We start from the raw sequence: 23,290 nt of genomic DNA, 5'->3' as shown, positions 1-23,290 counted from the left end.
ATATGACTATGCTGGAATTTCAGCACTCATCGTTTCTAGGTTTCTATCTACCTTTTTCAATAAACCTTGCAAAACTTTACCTGGGCCAACTTCAATGTATTGGGTCATGCCATCGGCTATCATTTGCTGCATGCTTTGCGTCCATTTTACCGGTGCTGTTAATTGAGCAATTAGATTTTCTTGAATTGCCGCTGCATCATTGACTGCCGTTGTGCTCACATTCTGATAAATCGGACAAATTGGATTTTTAAAATCTGTTGCAGCAATTGCTTTTGCCAATTCTTCTCTTGCCGGTTCCATTAAAGGCGAATGAAATGCACCACCAACAGGTAAAATTAAAGCTCGTTTTGCCCCTTGTTCTTTTAGTAATTCGCAGGCTTCTTCTACTGCTTTTACTTCTCCAGAAATAACCAATTGTCCCGGGCAGTTGTAATTTGCAGGAACAACAATTCCTGAAACTTGTGCGCAAATTTGTTCAACCACTTGATCTTCTAAGCCAAGAACAGCAGCCATGGTCGAAGGTTGTTTTTCACAAGCTTTCTGCATAGCTAAAGCGCGTTTGTAAACTAGTTTTAGGGCATCTTCAAAAGCCAATGTTTGGTTAGCCACTAAAGCGGAAAATTCACCTAACGAATGACCAGCTACCATATCGGGTTGAAAACTTTCGCCCAATACTTTGCTTAATATTACCGAATGTAAAAAAATAGCTGGCTGGGTAACTTTAGTTTGTTTTAAATCTTCAGCGCTACCTTCAAACATGATATCAGTAATGTTGAAGCCTAAAATTTTATTGGCATTTTCGAATAATTCTTGGGCTTGGTGGGATTTTTCGTATAAATCTAAACCCATTCCTGAATATTGGGCGCCTTGCCCAGGAAATACGTATGCTTTCATATTTTGTTCAATTTTTACAAAAGCAAAGTTAACGAGTTTATTCATTTAGCCTTGCTCATCGGGTGTATTTTTGAAAAATCAATAATTATTTTTCTTCGAACAGTTAATTCTACTCTAAAAGACAATATCGCAAGTAAGATTAAAATACAAATCCATAAGCATCAAAAAACTAGTTGATTTACTTATATTTGCACTTATTTTACAAATGATTCAATTACACGACTTACAATTTCAGCCTTATCTTTCTTCAGAAGAGATTCAAGAAACTGTTCAAACTTTAGCATCGAGTTTGGTGGCTGATTATCAGGATAAAAATCCAATTTTTGTTGGCGTTTTGAATGGTGCTTTCATGTTTTTATCCGATTTGCTTCAAAATTTTAATGCAAGTTGCGAAGTAGAGTTTGTCAAGATGAAATCCTACGAAGGAACATCCTCTACCGGCGAAGTAAAAATTGATTTAGATTTTTCTGACTTAACTAATCGGCATGTAATTGTAGTAGAAGACATTGTAGATACTGGAAATACTTTGGTTAAGATAAATGAATTGCTTCAAACTAAAAATTTAAAATCTTTAGCTTTCTGCAGTTTGTTTTTGAAACCCGAAGTGTACGATAAAGACCTTGAAATCAATTACGTTGGCATGGCTATACCCAACAAATTTATTGTGGGCTATGGCTTAGACTATAACGGATTGGGTAGAAATTTACCAGAAATATATCAATTAAAAGAAGCACAAAATGACTAATATTGTTTTATTTGGCCCGCCTGGGGCAGGGAAAGGAACACAAGCAGACATTATTAAAGACAAGTATAACTTAATACACATTTCTACAGGCGATGTGTTTCGTTACAATATTAAAAACGAAACTGAACTTGGAAAAAAAGCAAAATCTTATATAGATCAAGGTGCTTTAGTACCTGACGAAGTAACCATAGATATGTTGGCTAAAGAAGTAGATAAAAATTTAGCAAAATCAAATGGATTTATCTTTGATGGTTTTCCCAGAACTGAAGCACAAGCAAAAGCCTTAGATGCATTATTAGAAGAAAAAAACACCCAAGTAAACGCCATGATTGCTTTAGAAGTTGACGATGAAGTCTTGGTGCAACGACTTTTAGAACGCGGAAAAACATCAGGCAGGAAAGACGATGCAGATGAAGATGTAATTCGCAACAGAATAAAAGTATATTATAACGAAACAGCTATCTTAAAAGACTATTACCAAGCCCAAGATAAATTCTTCGGAATTGATGGCGTTGGAAGTATTGAAGATATTACTTCTCGAATTAGTGAAGTAATGAACAAACTATAAGTACACTACATAAATCAAAATTGCATTGTGTTGAAAACCAGTTTTGTCTCTAACCTTAAAGAGCATCTGATTTTCTTTGATTTTTCCTTTTATGAAAGGGACAAAAATCGACAATCAACAAAGAAGTGTTTTTGAGTGTACTTCAAATAAATTATTAAAAACAATGACCGAAGGCAATTTTGTAGATTACATAAAAATCCACCTAAAATCGGGTGATGGCGGGAAAGGCTCAACCCATTTAAGAAGAGAAAAATATATTCCTAAAGGCGGTCCCGATGGAGGCGATGGTGGTCGAGGTGGTCATATTATCATTAAAGGCGACAAAAACCTTTGGACTTTATTTCATCTGAAATTCAAACGGCACATTAAGGCTACGCATGGTGGCGCTGGCGGAAAACAAACCAGTACTGGTGCCGATGGAGAAGATCAATTTATTGAAGTGCCATTAGGAACGGTTATACGAGACACTAAAACCAACGAAATTTTAAAAGAAATTACTCAAGACGGCGAAGAGTTTATCGCTGCTCAAGGTGGAAAAGGCGGAAAAGGCAACGCGCATTTTAAGTCTTCAACTAACCAAACTCCACGTTATGCTCAACCCGGTATAGAAGGGCAAGAAATTGATGTTACTTTAGAACTGAAAATTTTAGCAGATGTAGGTTTAGTTGGTTTTCCTAATGCTGGAAAATCTACCTTGCTCTCCGTTGTTACTGCAGCAAAACCCAAAATTGCAGACTACGAATTTACTACCTTAAAACCCAATTTAGGAATTGTGCAATACAGAGATTTAAAAACCTTTGTCATGGCTGATATACCTGGAATTATAGAAGGAGCCGCAGAAGGTCGTGGACTTGGACATCGTTTTTTACGACATATTGAACGAAATTCTACCTTGTTGTTTTTAATTCCTGCCGATGCTAAAGACTTGCGTAAAGAATACGATATTTTGTTAGATGAATTACGCAGATATAATCCAGAATTACTAGATAAAGACCGCTTGATTGCTATTTCTAAATCAGATTTACTGGATGATGAATTAAAAGCAGAATTAAACTCAGAATTAAAAGAGACTTTTAAAAATATACAGTTTGTTTTTATTTCTTCCGTTGCACAACAAGGTCTAGATCAACTTAAAGATTTGTTGTGGACAAATCTGAATAAGTAATAGAAATTTCACAATATTTTTTAAAAATATACTCTTCGTATATGAATAATTGTATTTTTAGCTAGATAAATTTAAAAAATTCGTTTTGGTAAGTTGGTCTAGAAAAATAACATATTTAGTTTTAATTTCTTTTTTACTTTCATGCATAACACCAATGACGTATGTAGATTACGATGAAAAAGTTGATTTTACTGAGTATAGTTCATTTAATTTTTACGCGACAGAAACTATTTTAAATCCAGCTGAAGAAGATATTTTAATGCTGTTAATTGAAAATAACCTGAGATCTAAAGGCTTTAATAGTAGTACTTTTTCTAAATTTAGTGTAGATTTTTATGTGGAATTTTTTGAAGTAGGAAACTCTGCTGTTAGCGCAAATGATAATTCTTCATTTAGCAATAATGTCAACTACATGTCTATAACTATCAATTTTTCTGATACACTTACTAATGAGCTTTTCTGGCAAGCTGTTGTTGAAAGAAGAACAACGAGATATATTTCTAAGGAAAAAAAATTTAAATATTTTCGAGAGCTTGTAAATGAAGCCCTAGAGCAATACCCACCAAAAGAAGAAGATAATTCAGAAGTAAATGGAGACTTAGTTAATAATGATATTTATAAATAGTAGCTGCATCTAAATAGAAATTTCACAATTTTGCTTTAAAGCTTCATTTGCAAATTAGAATAATCGTATTTTTAATTTGTTAATTTAAATGTTGAAGAAAGTGAATTCCAATAAAATAGTTTTTTTGTTAGCTGTTGCTTCTTTGTTGTTTGCATGTTCAGCGCCCATTGCATATGTAGACTACGACGAACAAGTAAATTTTGATGAATACACATCTTATAATTTTTTTGCTCCAGAAACTATTTTGAATGTTGCTGAAGAAGATACAATAATGGGTTTTATTGAAAATAACCTTCAGGCTAAAGGCATTGAAAGTAAAGTTATTTCAAAATTTAGTGTAGACTTTTATGTCGATTTTTTTGATGTAGAAAATCCAATTGTAACCAGTGAAGGTTATGCTATGTTTAATAACGATGTTCCTTACATGGCACTAACAATCAGCTTTGCAGATGCATTAACTAGTGAGCTTTTTTGGCAGGCAGTTGTAGAGCGAAGAGTGCCAAGATACATGTCTAAAGAAGAAAGAATTGAATACTATAAAGAGCTAGTAAAAACTGCTTTAGAAAAATACCCTCCCAAACCTGAAGATTCTCCTAATGCAAAAGAAGAAGAATCGCCACAAGAGAAAGCTGATCAAGATGCTAAGACCTCCAATCAATAAGATTTCAATACAATGAAAAAAATAGTTTTCTTTTTTCTTATCATGTTGTTTTCAATCCACTCTTGGAGCCAAGATAATTGTAGCTTAGGAGATGAGCAGTATAACAATGAAAATTATAAAACTGCTATTAGAAGCTTCCAACTTTGTTTAAAAAACAATCCAAAAAACCAAAATGCCCAATATAATTTAGGTAAATCTTATGCAAAACTTGAAAACTGGGAAAAAGCTTCAGATGTATACGAGAGATTAGTTCAAAATTATCCAAATAATGCAGAATATAATTTTTTATATGGAGGAAGTTTAGGGCTTTACGCTAAAAACTTGAATCCGTTGAAAGCGGTTAACTACATCAGCGACATTAAATTTTACCTAAAAAAAGCAATAGAATTAGATGCAAACCATATTGATGCACGTTGGGCATTAGTTCAAATTTATATGGAATTGCCCTTTGTTGTTGGTGGCAGCAAATCTACAGCAGAAAAGTATGCAGAAGAATTGTTGGAGATTAGCCCAATAGATGGACACCTGGCTTTTGGTTTTATTGAAGCTTACGATGAAAATTGGTCAGATGCCGAAAAACATTATAAAAAAGCCGTTGAAGTTGGTCAATCTGAAACTGCATTTCAAAAATTAATAGATGTTCAACTTCAACAAAATAAAATTGAAGAAGTAAAAACTACACTACGTAAGGCTTATAAAATTACTCAAAAAGAACAGTTCAAGAAAAAGCTAGAAGAGCTTCGATCCTAGTGATATTTTTCAAGATGCTTTTACTTTCCTTGAATATCTAAGTATATTTGAACTTTCAAAACAAAATACATGAGAATTCATTTTATTGCCATAGGTGGAAGTGCAATGCACAACTTAGCACTAGCATTACATCACAAAGGCTATGCTATTTCAGGAAGCGATGACGAAATTTTTGAACCATCTAAATCTAGACTAGCAAAACACGGCTTATTACCTGAAAAAATGGGTTGGTTTCCTGAACAGATTTCATCAGAAATAGATGCTATTATTTTAGGAATGCACGCCAAAGCAGATAATCCGGAATTGCTAAAAGCACAAGAAATAGGACTCAAAATTTATTCTTATCCAGAATTTATTTACGAACAATCCAAATACAAAACACGTGTGGTTATTGGTGGTTCGCATGGCAAGACTACCATTACATCTATGATTCTTCATGTCTTGCATTACCACGATCGGGAAGTAGATTTTATGGTTGGTGCGCAATTAGAAGGTTTTGATACCATGGTGCATCTCACCAAAGAAAACGATTTTATTTTATTAGAAGGCGATGAGTATTTATCATCTCCCATAGACCGCAGACCAAAATTCCATTGGTATCAACCCAATATCGCATTGATTAGTGGAATTGCGTGGGATCACATCAATGTCTTTCCTACAATTCAAAATTACGTAGAGCAATTTAAAATCTTTGTCGAATCCATGACCAACGGAAGTACTTTAGTGTACAACGAAGAAGACCAAGATGTAAATAAAATAGCTATCGAAGCTACCAAGCCCACGAGAAAACATGCTTATAAAACTCCAGAATTCACTATAGAAGATGGCGTAACTTATTTAGAAACGCCAGAAGGACCCATGCCGCTAGAAGTTTTTGGAAAACACAATTTACAAAATTTAGCCGGCGCCAAATGGATTTGCCAACACATGGGAATAGACGAAGAAGATTTCTATGAAGCTATTGCATCCTTTAAAGGAGCTTCCAAACGTTTAGAACAAATTGCATCTACAAGTAAAGCTGTGGTGTACAAAGATTATGCGCATAGCCCATCAAAAGTACAAGCTACCACAAATGCAGTAAAAGCACAATACGTCAATCGCAATGTAATTGCTTGTTTAGAGCTGCACACCTACAGTAGTTTAAGCGCTGAGTTTTTAAAAGAATATAAAAATGCTTTAAATAAAGCAGATGAAGCGGTGGTCTTCTATTCACCCCAAGCCATTCAAATTAAAAAACTGCAAAAAATAAACGAACAACAAATTTTCGATGCCTTTGGTAGAAATGATTTAAAAGTATTTACCAACCCTGAAGAATTTCAGAGTTTCCTAAAAGCAAAACATTTTCAAAATGACGTTCTATTATTAATGAGCAGCGGCAATTATGGCGGAATGGATTTTAATGAAGTAAAAAAATGGGTTCAATAAAATAAAGAGTTTCAACCGGAAACCTAAATAACCTATCAATCTAAAATGCCTTCAAGAACTGTCATGCCGCACTTAGATGCGGCATCTGTTAGTCGTAAGTTTTAATGCTGCTAAAGTATTTGTATTCTGTTTAAACGCTATGCGAATTTTGCAACTTCGCATCCCTAAACTTCCCTGTGTCAACTTCCTAAGTTCATGCTGACGCTGTAAGTATCTCTAGCTAAACAAGCTTTGTAATCCCGTAGTAAAGCAATTCAATAAAATCGCTCATGCTATAAACGCCAAAATCCGATAAACGGCATCTTATTCTAAGAGACGGATTATGTATAATTTACTTCATAAAATCATTTTTGGTATATCAGAATAATATCGTAATTTTGCGCTTCATTAAATTAAACGTAGAATTATGAATCATTATGAAACTGTTTTCATCTTGAATCCCGTTTTATCTGAAGACCAGATAAAGGAAACAGTGAAGAAATTCGAAGATTTTCTTACCTCCAAAGGTGCCAAGATGCAAAACAAAGAAGATTGGGGCTTAAAAAAATTAGCTTACCCAATCCAGCACAAGAAAAGTGGTTTTTACCACTTATTTGAGTACCAAGTAGACGGAGAAGCAATTGATCCGCTAGAAGTTATGTTCCGCAGAGACGAGCGCATAATGCGTTATTTAACGGTTAAGTTAGATAAGTATGCAGCAGAATGGGCTGTAGAACGAGTTAAACGAATCAAACAAGGAAGCAAGTAGTTATGGCAACAATTGAAGAGCAATCAAAAGAAAAAAACGACGGGCAAATTCGTTATTTAACGCCCCTAGATATTGAGACGAAATCTAAAAAACGCTTTTGCCGTTTTAAACGCGCAGGAATTAAATATGTTGATTACAAAAACCCAGATTTTTTAATGGAATTTGTAAATGAGCAAGGTAAAATCCTTCCTAGAAGACTTACTGGAACTTCATTAAAATACCAACGTAAAGTTTCTGTTGCTATAAAAAGAGCACGTCACTTAGCATTAATGCCATACGTAGGCGATTTATTAAAATAAAAGGCAAATAATTATGGAAGTTATATTAAGAAAAGACGTAGATAAATTAGGATTTGCCGACGATGTTGTAGAAGTTAAAAACGGTTACGGTCGTAACTATCTAATTCCGCAAAAATTGGCAGTATTAGCAACTCCTTCAGCTCGTAAAGTATTAGCAGAAAATTTAAAACAACGTGCTTACAAAGAGCAAAAAGTGGTAGATGAAGCTAAAAAAGAAGCAGCAAAACTAGAAGAAGTTCAAGAACTTAAAATCACAGCCAAAGCTGGAGGTGATGATAAATTGTTTGGTAGCATTACAGCTGGAGACTTAAGTGAAGCACTAGCTAAACACGATGTAACTATCGATAAAAAATACATCAGTATTTTGGGTGGTAACATCAAGCGTTTAGGTCAGTATGAAGCTAAACTTCGTTTCCACAGAGAAGTGATAAAAGATTTCACTTTCGACGTAGTAGCTGAAGCTTAAGCAATACAGATATATAGCTAAGCCTACTCATTTTGGGTAGGCTTTTTTATTACAAAAAATTATCTTATGAAATACGAGCGTTTAACCCGAGAGCAATTGGAAGAATTGCATGAAGAATTCGCTAAATTTTTAGCCACACAACAAATTACAAAAGATGAGTGGACAAAAATTAAACAAGAAAAACCCAAAGTAGCTGAAGAAGAATTAGATTTATTCAGCGACTTAGTTTGGGAAGGAGTATTAAATAAAGTAGAATTCATCGAACATTTTTCTCCACAACAAATATTTCTGTTTTACTTTGATGACCAATTCATTCACTTAATTGGTATAAAAGTAAATAACCCAGCAGTAGATTTACAAACTACAGAAGGATACGATTGGTTGAAGCAAAATTTAATGAACGATGATGTAGATTTATACACTTCAGAAAAACCCATTACTGAAGACCGAAACAAAGATATTTTTGCCTTGATTAAGCAAGGAGCAAGAATTACCAAAGGCGAATTGTATCTTTATTTTGAAAGATTGGTTCACGCTTAAATTTCCTAACTTAGTTATATTTGTAACACTTAAAACTCGCGATTAAAATGGCTCAAAAACCAGGATTACCAAAAGGAACACGTGATTTTTCACCTGAAGAAGTAGCAAAACGAAACTACATTATTCAGCAGATTAGTCATCACTTTTCTAATTTTGGATTTCAGCCTATCGAAACCCCTAGTTTTGAAAACAATTCTACTTTATTAGGAAAATATGGAGATGAAGGCGACCGATTGATTTTTAAAATTCTCAATTCTGGTGACTTTTTAGCTAAAGTGAAAGATGAGGCTTATCAGGCAAAAGATTCCAATTCACTTGCACAACAAATTACAGAAAAGTCACTACGTTACGATCTAACCGTTCCGTTTGCACGCTATGTAGTGCAACACCAAAATGAAATTGATTTTCCTTTTAAACGCTATCAAATTCAACCGGTTTGGCGAGCAGATCGGCCACAAAAAGGAAGGTTTAGAGAATTTTACCAATGCGATGCCGATGTGATTGGAAGCAAAAGCCTTTGGCAAGAAGTAGAATTTATTCAATTATACGATGCGGTTTTTTCTAGTTTAGGACTCAATGGAGTAAGTATCAACATCAACAACAGAAAAGTGCTTTCGGGCTTAGCTGAAGTTATTGGCGAAACCGATAAACTTATCGATTTTACGGTAGCCTTAGATAAATTAGACAAAATCGGTAGGGCAGGAGTTGAAAAAGAAATGTTGGAAAAAGGAATCAGCCAAGAAGCCATCCAAAAATTAGCTCCCGTATTTGAATTTTCAGGCGACTTTGATCATCAGTTACAGGATTTATCACAACTGCTTTCTGATTCAGAAGTAGGTTTACAAGGAATTCAAGAATTGCAATTTATTAGTAACTGCATCAAAGAAATGCCGTTGCAAACCGCACAACTTAGCTTAAACATTACCCTAGCACGTGGCTTAAATTATTATACCGGTTGTATTTTTGAAGTTTCTGCACCTGAAGAAGTAAAAATGGGTTCGATTGGTGGCGGTGGAAGATATGATGATCTTACTGGAATTTTTGGTTTAAAAGACATGTCTGGTGTAGGAATTTCTTTTGGTTTAGACCGAATTTACTTGGTGCTAGAAGAACTTGATTTATTCCCCAAAACCATCACAGAAGGTACACAAATCTTATTCATCAACTTTGGTAAAAATGAAGCTTTGTATGCATTAAAAGCAGTGAGCAAACTTAGAAAAAAAGGTTTTTCTGTCGATTTGTATCCCGATGCAGCCAAGATGAAAAAGCAGATGAATTTTGCCAACAAACGCAATATTCCCTACGTAATTTTAGCCGGTGAAGCCGAAATGCAAAAAGAAGTTTTCACTTTAAAAAACATGCAATCAGGTGAACAATTTGAGTTAAACCTAAACCAAATTGCACAACGATTAGCAGATAAGTTTGCTTAAAATAGACCTTCAGAAATTTAAGATTTCATTTTTAGGCAAGCGACATTTCTTATCTTTGTTAAAGAAATCGAGCGCAGTAACATTTTATCTATGTTTCAGCATCGAGCGGAGTCGAGATGTGAGTGTTCATCGTTTTTAGTTTATCTTGGGCAAAGTCGAAGAGCTTTGCTTAGCGAAGTCTGAGACTTCGCTTTTTCAATTGTACCATTTTTTAGGCTACACTTTTAATAAAATAGAATGCGAAGTTTCAAACTTCGCATAGCTTTGGAAAATTTCATTTAATATAAAGTAACATCTTTATCAATGTTTCAGCATCGAGCGGAGTCGAGATGTGAGTGTTCATCGCCTTTAGTTTATCCTGAGCAAAGCCGAAGGGTTCGACTTATACAAGTTAAGGTTTTATATTATATGCAACTAATACTTAATCGCTTCACCTTCTTTTGGAATGTTATTTAGTATAAATTTCCTTATATCTTCATTAGCCGATTTTAGGTCTTCTTTACGTAAGTACATCATGTGTCCGCTTTCGTAGGTTTTAAAATGTAATCTATCTTTCAGTTTACCGCTTTCATCAATATGCCACATGGTGTATTTTGCATTGAAGTAGGTTGTAGCACCATCAAAATAACCTGATTGTATCATTACTTCCATACTTGGGTTTTGCGCCATAGCTTGTCTCAACTGCTTTCCTGTGTTGTTGTTTTTTGTTCTGTCCCAAGGATACACATTGCCAAACATATTGTATGCATTTCGGGTTTCAAATTTTAAATCGTGTTTAAAATAATGGTTCACTGCAGGCGTAAATGAATGCAACCAAGAAGTAAGTTCTGCATTGTAATCTGGACTTCCACCTGCTTCTTTTTCGTCTAAACCTTTGTAACGTGAATCTAACCTGCCTACTGTAAAACCTTCATCACGAAGTAATTCTTTCCAAAAATAATTATAAGGTAATTCTAAATTATGTTGTAAAAATACTTCAGCTGAAACACTGCTATATTCTTCCATTTGCATGGCCATTTTTTGCTTTTCATCAGGATTTAAAAAACCACCTTTTACCATAGCAGGAGTTAGTTTTTCAATAGTGAATTTTTCAACTTCATCTAAATAATCCTGAATAGGCATATTTTGAAATTGTGCATCCAATTGATTATGATACCAAGCGGCAGCAGCAAAATAGGGTAAACGATTAGCCACTTCAACTGGTCCGTTTCTTTCTATGCCTAATTCGGTTGGAGAAACTAGAATTACTCCGTTGATGTACATCCAATGATTGTTTTGTAATCGGTTTGCTAAACCAGAAACGCGAGTTGTTCCATAGCTTTCACCGATGAGGTATTTAGGATTTCTCCACTTGTCTTTTCGACTTACAAAATCGTTGATCCATTTAGCTAGATAAGTAATGTCTTCATTTACACCAAAAAATTCTTTTTTATCAAATTTTCCATCTTCATCTTTTATGGGTCTAGAATAGCCTGTGTTTACAGGATTTATATAAACAATATCCGCAATATCTAAAATGCTATGCGGATTTTCTTTTACTCCATAGGGTTGAACTGGATAACCTTCATCGTCAATATTCAAAACTCTAGGACCAGTGTAGGCTAAATGCATCCAAACTGAAGCTGAGCCAGGTCCACCATTAAATGAAACCACCAAAGGCCGATTGACATCGTTTTTTAAATTGGGTCTGGAATAATAGGTGTATAGCAAAAAAGCAGATGTTTTATCGTCATCGTTATATACTTCTTGCATTCCAACTTCTGCGGTATAATCTATAGATTTCCCGTTGATTTTAACTTCATGTTTTGTAATGCTAGGTTCATCTGGATTAAAATCTATTATTTGTGCATTTCCAATAAGCGAAATTGTCAATAGAATAAGCGTGAAAATATTTTTCATTTTGAGCATTTTTTGAATTGGTTTAAAAATAAGTTTTTTGATTTACATATCTAGCGAAGTATCGATTTTTATGAAATAGTTCTATTGTGATGATAAATCTGAATTGAAATTCAAAGTTCTAACCCTGATTGAAGCCTTATCGCGCTATCGTTTGCAAGGAATGACAGCTTCAAAGTGATTAAAAAAAAATCCGTTACAATTACTGCAACGGATTTTATATTTATAACTGATGTTTATTTTACATCATGCCTGGCATTCCGCCACCCATTGGAGGCATTCCGCCACCGCCACCTTCATTTTCTTCAGGTAGGTCAATTAACGCACATTCTGTAGTTAATATCATTCCGGCAACTGAAGCTGCATTTTCTAATGCTACACGAGTTACTTTCTTCGGATCGATGATACCAGCTTTAAGCATATCTACATAAGTTCCAGATTTGGCATCGTAGCCTTTTTTGCCTTCTCTTACTTTGTTAATTACAACCGAACCTTCGCCACCTGCATTTTCAACAATAGTACGCAATGGAGACTCGATGGCTTTGGCTACCAATTGAATTCCTGTTTCTTCATCTGGAGTTTCCGCTTTTAAGCCTTTTAAAGCTTCAATAGAGCGAACTAAAGCAACTCCACCACCAGCTACAATTCCTTCTTCTACGGCAGCTCTAGTTGCGTGAAGTGCATCGTCTACACGGTCTTTTTTCTCTTTCATTTCTACTTCTGAAGCGGCTCCAACATAAAGTACTGCAACGCCACCAGCTAATTTAGCTAAACGTTCTTGCAGTTTTTCTTTGTCGTAATCGCTTGTAGTAGATTCTACTTGAGATTTAATCTGATTTACTCTATTTTTGATGTTGTCTTTATCGCCAGCACCATTAACAATAGTTGTGTTGTCTTTATCAATGCTAATGTTTTCAGCTTGACCTAGCATATCTATTGTAGCATTTTCTAAAGTGAATCCACGCTCTTCAGAAATTACGGTTCCACCAGTTAGGATAGCGATATCTTCTAACATTGCTTTTCTACGGTCTCCAAAACCTGGAGCTTTAACAGCAGCAATTTTTAAAGAACCACGTAATTTGTTTACTACTAAAGTAGCTAAAGCTTCCCCTTCAATATCTTCAGCGATAATTAAAAGTGGCTTTCCGCTTTGAGCGGCAGGCTCTAAAATAGGAAGCAAATCTTTCATTGCAGTAATTTTCTTGTCTACAATCAAGATTTGTGGATTTTCTAATTCCGCTACCATTTTTTCGCTATCTGTCACGAAATATGGAGATAAATAACCGCGGTCAAATTGCATACCTTCAACAACGTCAACATACGTTTCAGTTCCTTTGGCTTCTTCAACCGTAATTACACCTTCTTTTCCTACTTTTCCGAAGGCTTCAGCAATTAACTCACCAATATGCTCATCGTTGTTAGCAGAAATAGAAGCTACTTGCTTAATTTTATCGGAAGAATCTCCAACAGCTTCAGCTTGATCTGCCAAAAATTTGGTGATTGCTTCAACAGACTTATCAATTCCTTTTTTCAATTCCATTGGATTAGCACCAGCGGCTACGTTTTTCAAGCCTTCTTTTACAATAGCTTGTGCTAAAACTGTTGCCGTTGTAGTTCCATCACCAGCTAAATCGTTGGTTTTTGATGCTACTTCTTTTACCATTTGTGCCCCCATGTTTTCATGTGGGTCTTTCAATTCAATTTCTTTTGCAACGCTAACACCATCTTTAGTTACAGTTGGAGCGCCAAAAGATTTAGAAATAATTACATTTCTTCCTTTAGGTCCTAAAGTTACTTTTACTGCATTAGCCAAAGCATCAACGCCACGTTTAATTCCGTCTCTTGCTTCTAAATTGTATTTAATATCTTTTGCCATTTTTATTTGGTTTTAATGTTCAACAATAATTTCTAGATAATTCCTAAGATGTCGTCTTCACGCATCATTAAATAATCTGTTCCTTCAAGCTTTAATTCAGTTCCTGAATATTTTCCGTAAAGAACCATATCTCCTTCTTTTACGGTCATTTCATAATCTTTTTTTCCATTACCAACTGCCACAACTTTACCTTTTTGTGGTTTTTCTTTAGCGGTTTCGGGAATAATAATTCCAGATGCAGTTTTTGTTTCGGCTGCTTGTGGCTCGATAAGCACACGGTCTGCTAATGGTTTAATATTTACTGCCATTTTATATATGTTTTAAAGTTTGACAACTACATCCTTTTCGAAAAGTGTGCCAATATCAAAATGCTGACATTGATCAAAAAAAAATGCCAGCTTGTCATAAGCTGGCATTTTTACTATATTTTAGATGGAAACTATTCTTCTTCTTGCATTGGTGGAATTGATTGCGATTCTGGTATTTCAGTATTTTGCTCGTATCCATCAATAAGTTTGTTGCCGCCATCAGATTTCATGATGGTAACGTTAGATAATAAAATTAAAACTAAAAGCAAGGTTGCTAAAACCCAAGTACTCTTATCTAAGAAATCTGATGTCTGCTTCACACCACCTACTTGCTGATTTCCGCCGCCGCCAAAAGACGAAGATAATCCACCACCTTTAGGGTTTTGTACCATTATGGTTACAATTAATAAAAAGGCTACAATTAGGATTAAAACTAAAAATATGGAAAATGTACTCATTATATATTGTTTTCTAAAAGTTGTTCTAGTCGTTCAATTTGGGTTGCAAAGAAACTATTTTTTTCGGGATTATTCAAAATTAATATTTTATATGCTTGAATTGCTTTTTCGTAAGCTTTTTGTTCTTCGTAAACTCGCGCTAAGGTTTCCGTCATGAGTTGAGTTGACGGGGATGTTTTAAGTTTTATTTCTTTTTTAGGCGAATAGTTTTTGGTTGGTTTTATTTTTGGATTGTTCTTCAAAAAGGAATCAACTTTATCCATTTTTGGATTTGAAACGGATTTTTCAGCTTCCTTTTCTTCTTTTTGTTTGTTTTCAGACTTTTCAACTTTTCTTTGGACAGGTTTAACTTGTGTAAGTTGAAGCCATTGATGAAAACTGTGTTTTTCATCTTCAGAAAAATTTAATGCCTTACTGTTTTTTGGCTTTGGAACAAACAAATCGGGGTCTGCAATTTCTTTTGCTTCGGTTGCTGTGATGCCTAACCCAAAATCTTCATTATCTTCAAATTGGCCCTGCTGTTCCCTGATTTGATCTGCTATTTCTTGTTGAGCAAATTCCTTTGATGTAATAAAGTCGAATAAAATTGAACGATTTCCAGTTGTAGCAGCCGTTTTTTTCAGTTGCATATTGTATTGAAAACTATCGTTTATGAATAGCTTTTTCAAATAAACACATTGCAAGGCTTGAAAATAAGGATATTCTTTTACCCAGTTTTGTAAAGTATATGCATCCAAATTAGCTAATAATTTTGGCTGCTGCAATACTTGATTAATTTGTTTGCTTTTTTCCATTACCAATTGGTTAACGAAGCATTGAATATATCCTGTGTAATTCTCGTAAATATTTCTTCTATGGCTTGATCCTTTACAGGGCCAATCAGTTGCTCATTTGCACCATAATCAAAATAAAAAGAAAATTTTTGTTCAAAATCTTTTTCTGGCTCTAAGGTGTTGTAGTACCTTACGTTTACAGCAATGGTTAAACGGTTTTCAGCAGCTCTACTATCGCTAGTAGCGGTCATGGGTGCTACGTAATATTGCACAATTTCACCTTCGTAAATTAAATCTGCACCTGAACTAGCTAGCGATAATTTGGTTTGATTCTGAATTAAATCTTGCAATTGTAAGGTGAAGTCACGATCAATTCCAGGTTCTATTAAGGGTGCTTCATTTTGAAAGAAATTGACTTGATAGGTTTCGGCATTGCCTACATCTGCACCTGTAAATCCATAATATTTACATGATGTGAAGCTCAAAATAGTTAAAAGTAAACTGCAAAAATAAAGGCTTCTATAAGTCATATTGTTTGATTTTTCGGTACAGAGTTCGCTCGCTAATGCCTAATTCTTCTGCAGCGGGTTTTCTTTTTCCGTGGTAGCGTTCTAGGGATTTTTTTATCAATTCCACTTCCTTTTCTTGTAAAGATAAGGTTTCTTCTTCTTCCACATCTTCAGCAAAATCGTAAGATGAAGCTCTTTCAATGGAGATTTCATCTTCATCTTCTTCAATAGAACTTTTTTCAGGAATTTGTAAAACTTCTAGACGTTCATCAAAATCGTCTTCGGTATCTTGACTTTCCTTAGTCTTGCCGTATATTTTTTTGATCAGGTTTTCCTGCTCGTCTTTTACTTTTTCGGTATTTCCATTGCTGAGCAATTCCAACGTCAATTTTTTCAAATCGTTCAAATCGCTCTTCATATCAAAAAGCACTTTGTATAAAATTTCACGTTCGTTGCTAAAATCGTTCTTGGCTTTTTCAGCTTTAATTACCGATGGTAAATTACTGGTTTTAGGAATGTATTCTCGCAATCGATCGGCATCTAATTCGCGTTCTTTTTCTAAAACGGAAATCTGTTCTGCTACGTTTTTCAATTGCCTGATGTTTCCTGGCCAGTGGCAATTTTCCAACATTTGTTGAGCGGAAGAAGTTAATCTTACCGTTGGCATTTTGTACTTGGTAGCAAAATCAGAAGCAAATTTCCTAAACAATAAATGAATGTCGTCTTTTCGGTCGCGAAGCGGTGGCAAATGAATTTCAATCGTACTTAAACGGTAGTATAAATCTTCTCGAAATTTATTTTTCTGAATGGCTTCATGCATATTTACATTGGTCGCTGCCACAATACGCACATTGGTTTTTTGCACTTTTGAAGAACCTACTCTTATAAATTCGCCGTTTTCCAACACCCGCAGCAATCGCACTTGGGTGGTTAGTGGAAGCTCTCCGACTTCGTCTAAAAAAATAGTGCCGCCATCAGCTACTTGAAAATAGCCATCTCGTGCTTGTGAAGCTCCTGTAAAAGCTCCTTTTTCGTGGCCAAATAATTCTGAATCTATCGTGCCTTCAGGAATGGCGCCACAGTTTACAGCAATGTATTTGTTGTGTTTTCGATGCGAAAGCGAATGGATGATTTTCGGCAAACTTTCTTTACCTACACCACTTTCTCCAGAAACTAAAACCGAAATATCCGTCGGTGCAACTTGAATGCTTTTCTCGATGGAACGGTTGAGTGCGATATTGTTTCCAATAATGCCAAAACGTTGCTTGATGGCTTGAACTGATTCCATTTTACTGCATTATAGTTGAATATCCAACAGGAGTTCCTTTTAAGGTTGCACTGGTACAATCTTCAATTTTTACCATAACATAGTCGCCCACTTGGTAATTTTCTTTTGGAAAAACCACCATGGTATTTTGTGTATTTCGTCCAGCCCAATGCTGATCGGATTTTTTCGATTCTTTTTCAATCAAAACTTCTACCGTTTGATCCAAATATTGTTGGGTTCGATACAAAGCATGACGTTGCTGTAGATTGATGATTTCCGTTAGTCTACGTTTTTTAACTTCTTCAGGAATATCATCTTCAAATTTTCTGCCGGCCAAAGTCCCTGGTCGTTCCGAATAAGCGAACATAAAACCGAAATCGTATTTTACATATTCCAATAAGGTAAGCGTATCTTTATGGTCTGCTTCGGTTTCGGTGGGGAAACCGGTGATGATGTCATGCGAAATTCCACAATCGGGAATGCGTTTTTTAATGTTGTCAATCAAATCAAAATATTCTGCTCGGGTGTGCAAACGATTCATTTTTTTCAGAATTCGGTCACTTCCGCTTTGCACCGGCAAATGAATATAATTGCAGATGTTATGGAATTTCGCCATTACATCAATCACATCTAAAGTCATGTCTTGTGGGTTGGAAGTAGAAAAACGAATACGCATTTTAGGAACAGCTCTGGCCACCAATTCCAATAAAGCCGCAAAATTTACGGCAGTAGCTTTTTGCATTTCGCTGGCATCTTTGAAGTCTTTTTTCAATCCACCGCCATACCATAAATAAGAATCTACATTTTGCCCAAGTAAGGTAATTTCTTTAAAGCCTTTTTCCCAAAGGTCTTTTACTTCTTCGAGAATACTTTGTGGGTCACGGCTGCGTTCTCTTCCACGGGTAAACGGAACCACGCAAAACGTACACATATTGTCGCAACCACGGGTAATTGAAACAAAAGCAGAAACACCGTTGCTTTGCAAACGCACAGGAGAAACATCGCCATAGGTTTCTTCTTTAGATAAAATTACGTTTACTGCATTTCTGCCTTCTTCTACTTCGCCTAGTAAGTTGGGTAAATCTTTATAGGCATCGGGACCAACTACTAAGTCTACTATTTTTTCTTCTTCCAGAAATTTTTCTTTCAATCGCTCTGCCATACACCCCAAAACGCCAACTTTCATATGAGGTTGTTCGCGTTTTACCGCATTGAATTTTTCCAAACGTTTGCGTACGGTTTGTTCTGCTTTTTCACGAATTGAGCAAGTATTGACCAAAACCAAATCGGCTTCACTCATTTCTTGCGTGGTGTTATAACCATTTTTAGAAAGTATAGAAGCCACAATTTCGCTATCGCTAAAATTCATCTGGCAACCGTAACTTTCTATATACAGTTTTTTCGTGTTTTTTTCTTCTGTAGCTTGGTTTAAAGCTTGTCCTTGTACAGCTTCATCAATCAGCTTTTCCATCTTCAAAATTTTGGCAAAGATACCTTGTTTTGCACTTCTGACAAAGTGTCACTTCAACAATCTTGTTTTATGTTTACTTTTGAAGCCTTTGATAAATTAAATAAACAGTATTTGAAAAAGCAACATCAACTCATATTTGTGTTATTCATCGGAATCATTACTTTGGTTTCTTGGTATTTCTTTGTGAAAAAATATACCTATGAATATGAAATTGATACTCCTTTAGATAAAGCTGTTTTAATTGAAATCCTGAACAAAACCTATCCAGCAACACACCCAGATTTAGTTTTAGTTGAAGCTATTGATGACGAAATTATCATCTTTCAATATACAGATGCAGATGTTTCCTTTATACAGGAGATTAGAATTTTTGATGAAAATTCAGACCAAAGGACTTTAACTATAGGAGTAAATGCACAAAGTCATTTTTTTAAAGAACGATTTTTAGGCTTATACAAAGAAACCTTAGTACAAGTTTTCAATCAATTTCTTTTGCTTCAATTAGACCAGGAAATTGCTTCGAAAGAAAATTTATTTCAATAGAAATTACAGGATATGTAAATGCTTCAAAGCTAGTAACATCTTAGGTTTTCAATTTAAAAGGTCTTTCCATAAAAGCATAATTAATTACGAAACATTTTCGAAACTATTCCATTTCAAAAACCGAAATCAAAAAATTCGTCTACTTTTGCAGCATAATTTTTAAGTATGGCTAAGAATTTAGTGATTGTAGAGTCTCCTGCAAAGGCAAAAACCATTGAGAAATTTCTGGGCAAAGATTACCATTTGGCTTCCAGTTATGGACATATTTCAGATTTACCTTCCAAAGAAATTGGTGTTGATGTGGATCAAGACTTCAAACCCAAATACATTATTAGTAAGGATAAAAAAGATGTTGTAAGCAAATTGAAGAAGCTAGCAAAATCATCTGAAATGGTATGGCTAGCAAGTGATGAAGACCGAGAAGGAGAAGCCATTGCTTGGCATTTATCGGAAGCTTTAAGTTTGAAGCCAGAAAATACCAAACGTATCGTTTTTCACGAGATTACCAAATCGGCTATTAACAAAGCTATTGAAAATCCACGTGAAATTGATTATCATTTAGTCAACGCACAACAAGCCAGACGAATTTTAGACCGCTTGGTGGGATATGAATTATCTCCCATTTTATGGAGAAAAGTAAAAGGCGGCTTGTCTGCCGGTCGAGTACAATCAGTTTCAGTACGATTAATTGTTGAACGCGAACGCGAAATCATCAATTTTACGGCGGAAGCATCTTACCGAATAGATGCTGAATTCAGTACCAAAGATGGTTCGAGTTTTAAAGCCAAACTAGCCAAAAATTTACCTTCGAAAGAAGCAGCCAAAAAATTCTTAGAACAAAATTTAGGAGCTGATTTTAAAGTTGGGGAGTTAACTACCAAACCAGCTAAAAAATCGCCAGCACCGCCATTTACAACTTCTACTTTGCAACAAGAAGCAGCTAGAAAGCTGTATTTCCCAGTTGGAAAAACCATGAGTTTGGCGCAACGATTATACGAGTCAGGTCACATTACGTACATGCGTACCGATAGTGTAAATTTATCGAATGAAGCCAAAAAAGGGGCGAAGCAAGAAATAGAATCTGCTTATGGCGAAAAATACCACAAAGAACGCAGCTACAAATCAGGTGCAAAAGGAGCGCAAGAAGCACACGAGGCCATCCGTCCGACTAATTTTGCTATTCACAATACGGGAGCAGATTACGACCAAAAAAGATTGTATGAGCTGATTTGGAAACGTGCCATTGCTTCACAAATGAGTGATGCTCAATTGGAACGAACCACTGTAAAAATTGAAGCCAATAAACACAAAGATGCATTTACTGCACGTGGCGAAATGATTAAATTTGATGGTTTCCTAAAAGTATATTTAGAAGGTAAAGACGACGAAGAAGAAGAGCAAAGCGGAATCTTACCAAGAATGAAAGAAGGTGACGAATTAACCAATAATATTATTCAAGCTACCGAGCGTTTTACCAGACCACCTTCTCGCTATACAGAAGCATCTTTAGTGAAAAAGTTAGAAGAATTAGGTATTGGTAGACCATCTACATACGCGCCGACCATTTCTACCATTCAGAATAGAAAATATGTTGAAAAAGGTCAAGTGGAAGGCAAAGAACGAAAATATACACAGTTTACCTTAACTGAAAATAAAATTGCCGAAAAAGAACTATCTGAAATGGTAGGTTCGGACAAAGGTAAATTAGTACCTACCGATGTAGGAATGGTAGTAAACGACTTCTTAGTCGAGCATTTTAGTGGGATTTTAGATTTCAATTTTACAGCAGAACTAGAAGAAGATTTCGATAAAATAGCTGAAGGAAAAAAAGACTGGACGCAAGTACTAAAATCATTTTACAGTAAATTTCATCCCACGGTAAAAGATGTAGAGAAAAATGCCGAGCGAGAAGTAGGCGAACGCGTTTTAGGAACCGATCCCAAATCAGGAAAACCCGTAAGCGCAAGATTAGGTAAATACGGCGCCATGGTGCAAATTGGTTCGGTGGAAGATGATGAGAAACCCAGATTTGCAGGCTTAAGACCCAGTCAAACTTTACAAAGCATCACTTTTGAAGAAGCTATGGATTTGTTCAAGCTTCCAAAAGCATTAGGCGAATACAAAGGGGAAGAAGTGGAAGCCAATGTAGGCAGATTTGGACCTTATGTTCGTTTTGGGAAAAAGTTTGTTTCCTTAGCAAAAGACGAAGACCCATTGGAAGTTACATACGATCGCGCTTTGGAACTAATCAAAGAAAAAGAAGAAGCCGATAAACCCATTTATGAATATAAAGGTAAAGGAGTTCAAAAAGGAGTGGGAAGATTTGGTCCATTTTTAAAATGGAACGATATGTTCATCAATGTGAGTAAAAAATACGATTTTGATAATTTGAGTGATGAAGATATCGAAACTTTGATTGAAGATAAAATTCAAAAAGAGAAAGATAAATTAATTCACCATTGGGAAGATGAAGGCATAAAAGTTGAAAAAGCACGATGGGGAAGATTTAAAGTGTCTAAAGGGAAAACTAAAGTAGAACTACCCAAAACTACAGATGCTGAAGCTTTAACTTTAGATGAAGTAAAAGCCATGTTGGAGAAGAAAGCTCCTAAGAAGAAAAAAGCAGCTGCCAAAAAGAAAACTTCAACTAAAAAAGCATCATCTAAAAAGACCAATACTAAAAGTAAGAAATAATTTTTATGGAAGCCTTTTCATTTTTAGAAGCTTTACCAACAGATTTTACAAATCGAGTTCATGCTTTTGAAAAAGAAAGTATTGGTAGAGCAGTTCAATTTTATCACGAAATAGAAATTGAAGACTGGTCAGCATTTGATTTGGCTTTGATATCCGTTACTGAATTTGAAGATGAATATTCTAAAAACCCTAACTTTTATATACATATAAGAGAAGATTTATTTCGGCTATATCAAGGCAATTGGAATAAAAAAATTCTTGATTTAGGAAATATTTCACCTGGAAATCAGCTTTCAGATACATTTTACGTTCTACAGGAAATTCAACGAGAATTGATGCGTAAAAATATAATTCTGATTATTTTGGGTGGCCGTCAAGATTTAACCTACGCGCAATATCGCGCTTATGATAACTATAAGTATATGGTTAATTTGGTGGGTATAGATGCTAAATTTGACATTGGAGATGCAGATCAACCCATAAGTTCGCAATCTTACGTTAGCCACATGATTGTAAACGAGCCTTACAATTTGTTTAATTTTTCAAATTTGGGTTACCAAACTTACTATGTCAAGCAAGAAGAAAAAGATTTAGTAGAGAAACTTTATTTTGAAGCTTACCGTTTAGGCGAAACCAGCGATGAACCTACAGAAATGGAGCCTGTTTTAAGGGATGCGGATTTAGTTAGCATAGATTTTGAAAGCATTAAGGCTTCAGAAATTGCTCTACCTAATCATAAAATGGTCAATGGTTTTACAGCCAAAGAGCTTTGTATTTTCGCTAGATATGCTGGCTTAAGCGATAAAAATACAAGTTTTGCAATATATCATCTAGAAAAGTTTGAAAATCTCGATTCAATTTCTCAAATTGCGGCACAAATATTTTGGTATTTTATTGAAGGGGTAAATTTTAGATTAAAAGAAAATCCAAAACTTAATACATCTTTATTTACTACTTATAAAGTGCCTATAAATGAAAGTGTTCTTAATTTTTATGAAAGTGAAAAAACAGGTAGATGGTGGATCGAAATTCCACAATTTGCAAATAAACGTAATAAACTTTCAGAAGTTTCGTTCTTACCATGTAGTAAGGAAGATTACTTAAATGCTTGCGATCAAATATACCCTAATCGCTGGTATAGAGCGAAATGTAAAAATGAAATTTAGTTGATTAGTTCTA

24 protein-coding genes are annotated in these 23,290 nt (G+C 35.1%); 15 read left to right on the top strand and 9 right to left on the bottom strand.

Annotation, left to right across the window (positions count from 1 at the left end; translation table 11 throughout):
- Positions 1-6 precede the first annotated feature (6 nt).
- Positions 7-894 carry an ACP S-malonyltransferase gene (gene fabD / locus IEV72_RS08605; protein ID WP_188458694.1) on the bottom strand — a complete coding sequence of 296 codons (888 nt, stop codon included), beginning with the start codon at positions 892-894 and terminating at the stop codon, positions 7-9.
- A gap of 205 nt (positions 895-1,099) precedes the next feature.
- Here fabD and hpt point away from each other — a divergent pair, with 205 nt between their 5' ends.
- From hpt to hisS, 12 genes are all read left to right on the top strand, one after another.
- Positions 1,100-1,639 (top strand): hypoxanthine phosphoribosyltransferase, encoded by a 540-nt coding sequence (gene hpt / locus IEV72_RS08600; RefSeq protein ID WP_188458693.1) that lies wholly within the window; start codon positions 1,100-1,102, stop codon positions 1,637-1,639.
- Positions 1,632-2,207 carry an adenylate kinase gene (locus IEV72_RS08595; RefSeq protein WP_188458692.1) on the top strand — a complete coding sequence of 192 codons (576 nt, stop codon included), beginning with the start codon at positions 1,632-1,634 and terminating at the stop codon, positions 2,205-2,207. Before hpt ends, IEV72_RS08595 begins: the two co-directional genes overlap by 8 nt.
- 163 nt (positions 2,208-2,370) lie before the next feature.
- A complete protein-coding gene (obgE, locus tag IEV72_RS08590) occupies positions 2,371-3,372 on the top strand; it encodes a GTPase ObgE (RefSeq protein ID WP_188458859.1) in 1,002 nt (333 codons plus the stop codon).
- A gap of 85 nt (positions 3,373-3,457) precedes the next feature.
- On the top strand, positions 3,458-3,997 hold the full coding sequence (locus tag IEV72_RS08585; protein WP_194428398.1) for a DUF4136 domain-containing protein: 540 nt from the start codon (positions 3,458-3,460) through the stop codon (positions 3,995-3,997).
- An 88-nt stretch (positions 3,998-4,085) separates the two neighbouring features.
- A complete protein-coding gene (locus tag IEV72_RS08580; RefSeq protein WP_194428397.1) occupies positions 4,086-4,658 on the top strand; it encodes a DUF4136 domain-containing protein in 573 nt (190 codons plus the stop codon).
- 12 nt (positions 4,659-4,670) lie between these two features.
- Entirely contained in the window at positions 4,671-5,408 is a 738-nt protein-coding gene (locus IEV72_RS08575) for a tetratricopeptide repeat protein (RefSeq protein WP_188458689.1), read from the top strand.
- Between the two features lie 69 nt (positions 5,409-5,477).
- Positions 5,478-6,833: a UDP-N-acetylmuramate--L-alanine ligase gene (locus IEV72_RS08570; protein ID WP_188458688.1), complete on the top strand. Its 1,356-nt coding sequence runs from the start codon at positions 5,478-5,480 to the stop codon at positions 6,831-6,833.
- A 406-nt stretch (positions 6,834-7,239) separates the two neighbouring features.
- Positions 7,240-7,581 (top strand): 30S ribosomal protein S6, encoded by a 342-nt coding sequence (rpsF, locus tag IEV72_RS08565; protein ID WP_188458687.1) that lies wholly within the window; start codon positions 7,240-7,242, stop codon positions 7,579-7,581.
- A gap of 2 nt (positions 7,582-7,583) precedes the next feature.
- Positions 7,584-7,880: a 30S ribosomal protein S18 gene (gene rpsR, locus IEV72_RS08560; protein WP_188458686.1), complete on the top strand. Its 297-nt coding sequence runs from the start codon at positions 7,584-7,586 to the stop codon at positions 7,878-7,880.
- A 13-nt stretch (positions 7,881-7,893) separates the two neighbouring features.
- The gene (rplI, locus tag IEV72_RS08555) at positions 7,894-8,346 is read left to right on the top strand and encodes a 50S ribosomal protein L9 (RefSeq protein ID WP_188458685.1); all 453 of its coding nucleotides are present in this window, start codon (positions 7,894-7,896) and stop codon (positions 8,344-8,346) included.
- A 66-nt stretch (positions 8,347-8,412) separates the two neighbouring features.
- Positions 8,413-8,886, top strand: a complete 474-nt coding sequence (locus IEV72_RS08550) for a DUF6495 family protein (RefSeq protein WP_188458684.1) — start codon at positions 8,413-8,415, stop codon at positions 8,884-8,886.
- A gap of 47 nt (positions 8,887-8,933) precedes the next feature.
- Positions 8,934-10,316: a histidine--tRNA ligase gene (hisS, locus tag IEV72_RS08545; RefSeq protein ID WP_188458683.1), complete on the top strand. Its 1,383-nt coding sequence runs from the start codon at positions 8,934-8,936 to the stop codon at positions 10,314-10,316.
- Positions 10,317-10,730: 414 nt separating this feature from the next.
- Here the strand turns inward: hisS and IEV72_RS08540 are convergent, their stop codons facing one another.
- From IEV72_RS08540 to miaB, 8 genes are all read right to left on the bottom strand, one after another.
- Positions 10,731-12,215 (bottom strand): S10 family peptidase, encoded by a 1,485-nt coding sequence (locus IEV72_RS08540; protein ID WP_188458682.1) that lies wholly within the window; start codon positions 12,213-12,215, stop codon positions 10,731-10,733.
- Between the two features lie 238 nt (positions 12,216-12,453).
- On the bottom strand, positions 12,454-14,088 hold the full coding sequence (groL, locus tag IEV72_RS08535) for a chaperonin GroEL (RefSeq protein WP_188458681.1): 1,635 nt from the start codon (positions 14,086-14,088) through the stop codon (positions 12,454-12,456).
- A 32-nt stretch (positions 14,089-14,120) separates the two neighbouring features.
- The gene (locus tag IEV72_RS08530) at positions 14,121-14,396 is read right to left on the bottom strand and encodes a co-chaperone GroES (RefSeq protein ID WP_188458680.1); all 276 of its coding nucleotides are present in this window, start codon (positions 14,394-14,396) and stop codon (positions 14,121-14,123) included.
- Positions 14,397-14,527: 131 nt separating this feature from the next.
- Positions 14,528-14,854, bottom strand: a complete 327-nt coding sequence (gene secG / locus IEV72_RS08525; protein ID WP_188458679.1) for a preprotein translocase subunit SecG — start codon at positions 14,852-14,854, stop codon at positions 14,528-14,530.
- Positions 14,854-15,648, bottom strand: a complete 795-nt coding sequence (locus IEV72_RS08520; protein WP_188458678.1) for a DUF8458 domain-containing protein — start codon at positions 15,646-15,648, stop codon at positions 14,854-14,856. Before IEV72_RS08520 ends, secG begins: the two co-directional genes overlap by 1 nt.
- Positions 15,648-16,157, bottom strand: coding sequence for an LptE family protein (locus IEV72_RS08515; protein ID WP_188458677.1), 510 nt, complete (start codon positions 16,155-16,157; stop codon positions 15,648-15,650). Before IEV72_RS08515 ends, IEV72_RS08520 begins: the two co-directional genes overlap by 1 nt.
- Positions 16,147-17,424: a sigma-54 interaction domain-containing protein gene (locus tag IEV72_RS08510; protein WP_188458676.1), complete on the bottom strand. Its 1,278-nt coding sequence runs from the start codon at positions 17,422-17,424 to the stop codon at positions 16,147-16,149. The genes IEV72_RS08515 and IEV72_RS08510 overlap by 11 nt, the downstream gene beginning before the upstream one ends.
- A 1-nt stretch (position 17,425) precedes the next feature.
- On the bottom strand, positions 17,426-18,874 hold the full coding sequence (gene miaB / locus IEV72_RS08505) for a tRNA (N6-isopentenyl adenosine(37)-C2)-methylthiotransferase MiaB (protein ID WP_188458675.1): 1,449 nt from the start codon (positions 18,872-18,874) through the stop codon (positions 17,426-17,428).
- 69 nt (positions 18,875-18,943) lie between these two features.
- Here miaB and IEV72_RS08500 point away from each other — a divergent pair, with 69 nt between their 5' ends.
- From IEV72_RS08500 to IEV72_RS08490, 3 genes are all read left to right on the top strand, one after another.
- The gene (locus IEV72_RS08500) at positions 18,944-19,417 is read left to right on the top strand and encodes a hypothetical protein (RefSeq protein WP_188458674.1); all 474 of its coding nucleotides are present in this window, start codon (positions 18,944-18,946) and stop codon (positions 19,415-19,417) included.
- A 165-nt stretch (positions 19,418-19,582) separates the two neighbouring features.
- Positions 19,583-22,111 carry a type I DNA topoisomerase gene (topA, locus tag IEV72_RS08495; RefSeq protein WP_188458673.1) on the top strand — a complete coding sequence of 843 codons (2,529 nt, stop codon included), beginning with the start codon at positions 19,583-19,585 and terminating at the stop codon, positions 22,109-22,111.
- Between the two features lie 5 nt (positions 22,112-22,116).
- Positions 22,117-23,277, top strand: coding sequence for a formimidoylglutamase (locus IEV72_RS08490; RefSeq protein WP_188458672.1), 1,161 nt, complete (start codon positions 22,117-22,119; stop codon positions 23,275-23,277).
- Positions 23,278-23,290: the final 13 nt, after the last annotated feature.

The sequence above is a fragment of the Psychroflexus planctonicus genome, assembly GCF_014640195.1.
Classification (GTDB): domain Bacteria; phylum Bacteroidota; class Bacteroidia; order Flavobacteriales; family Flavobacteriaceae; genus Psychroflexus; species Psychroflexus planctonicus.
The sequence above is the reverse complement of the archived record's forward strand: the minus strand, read 5'-3'. Positions and strand labels throughout refer to the sequence as shown.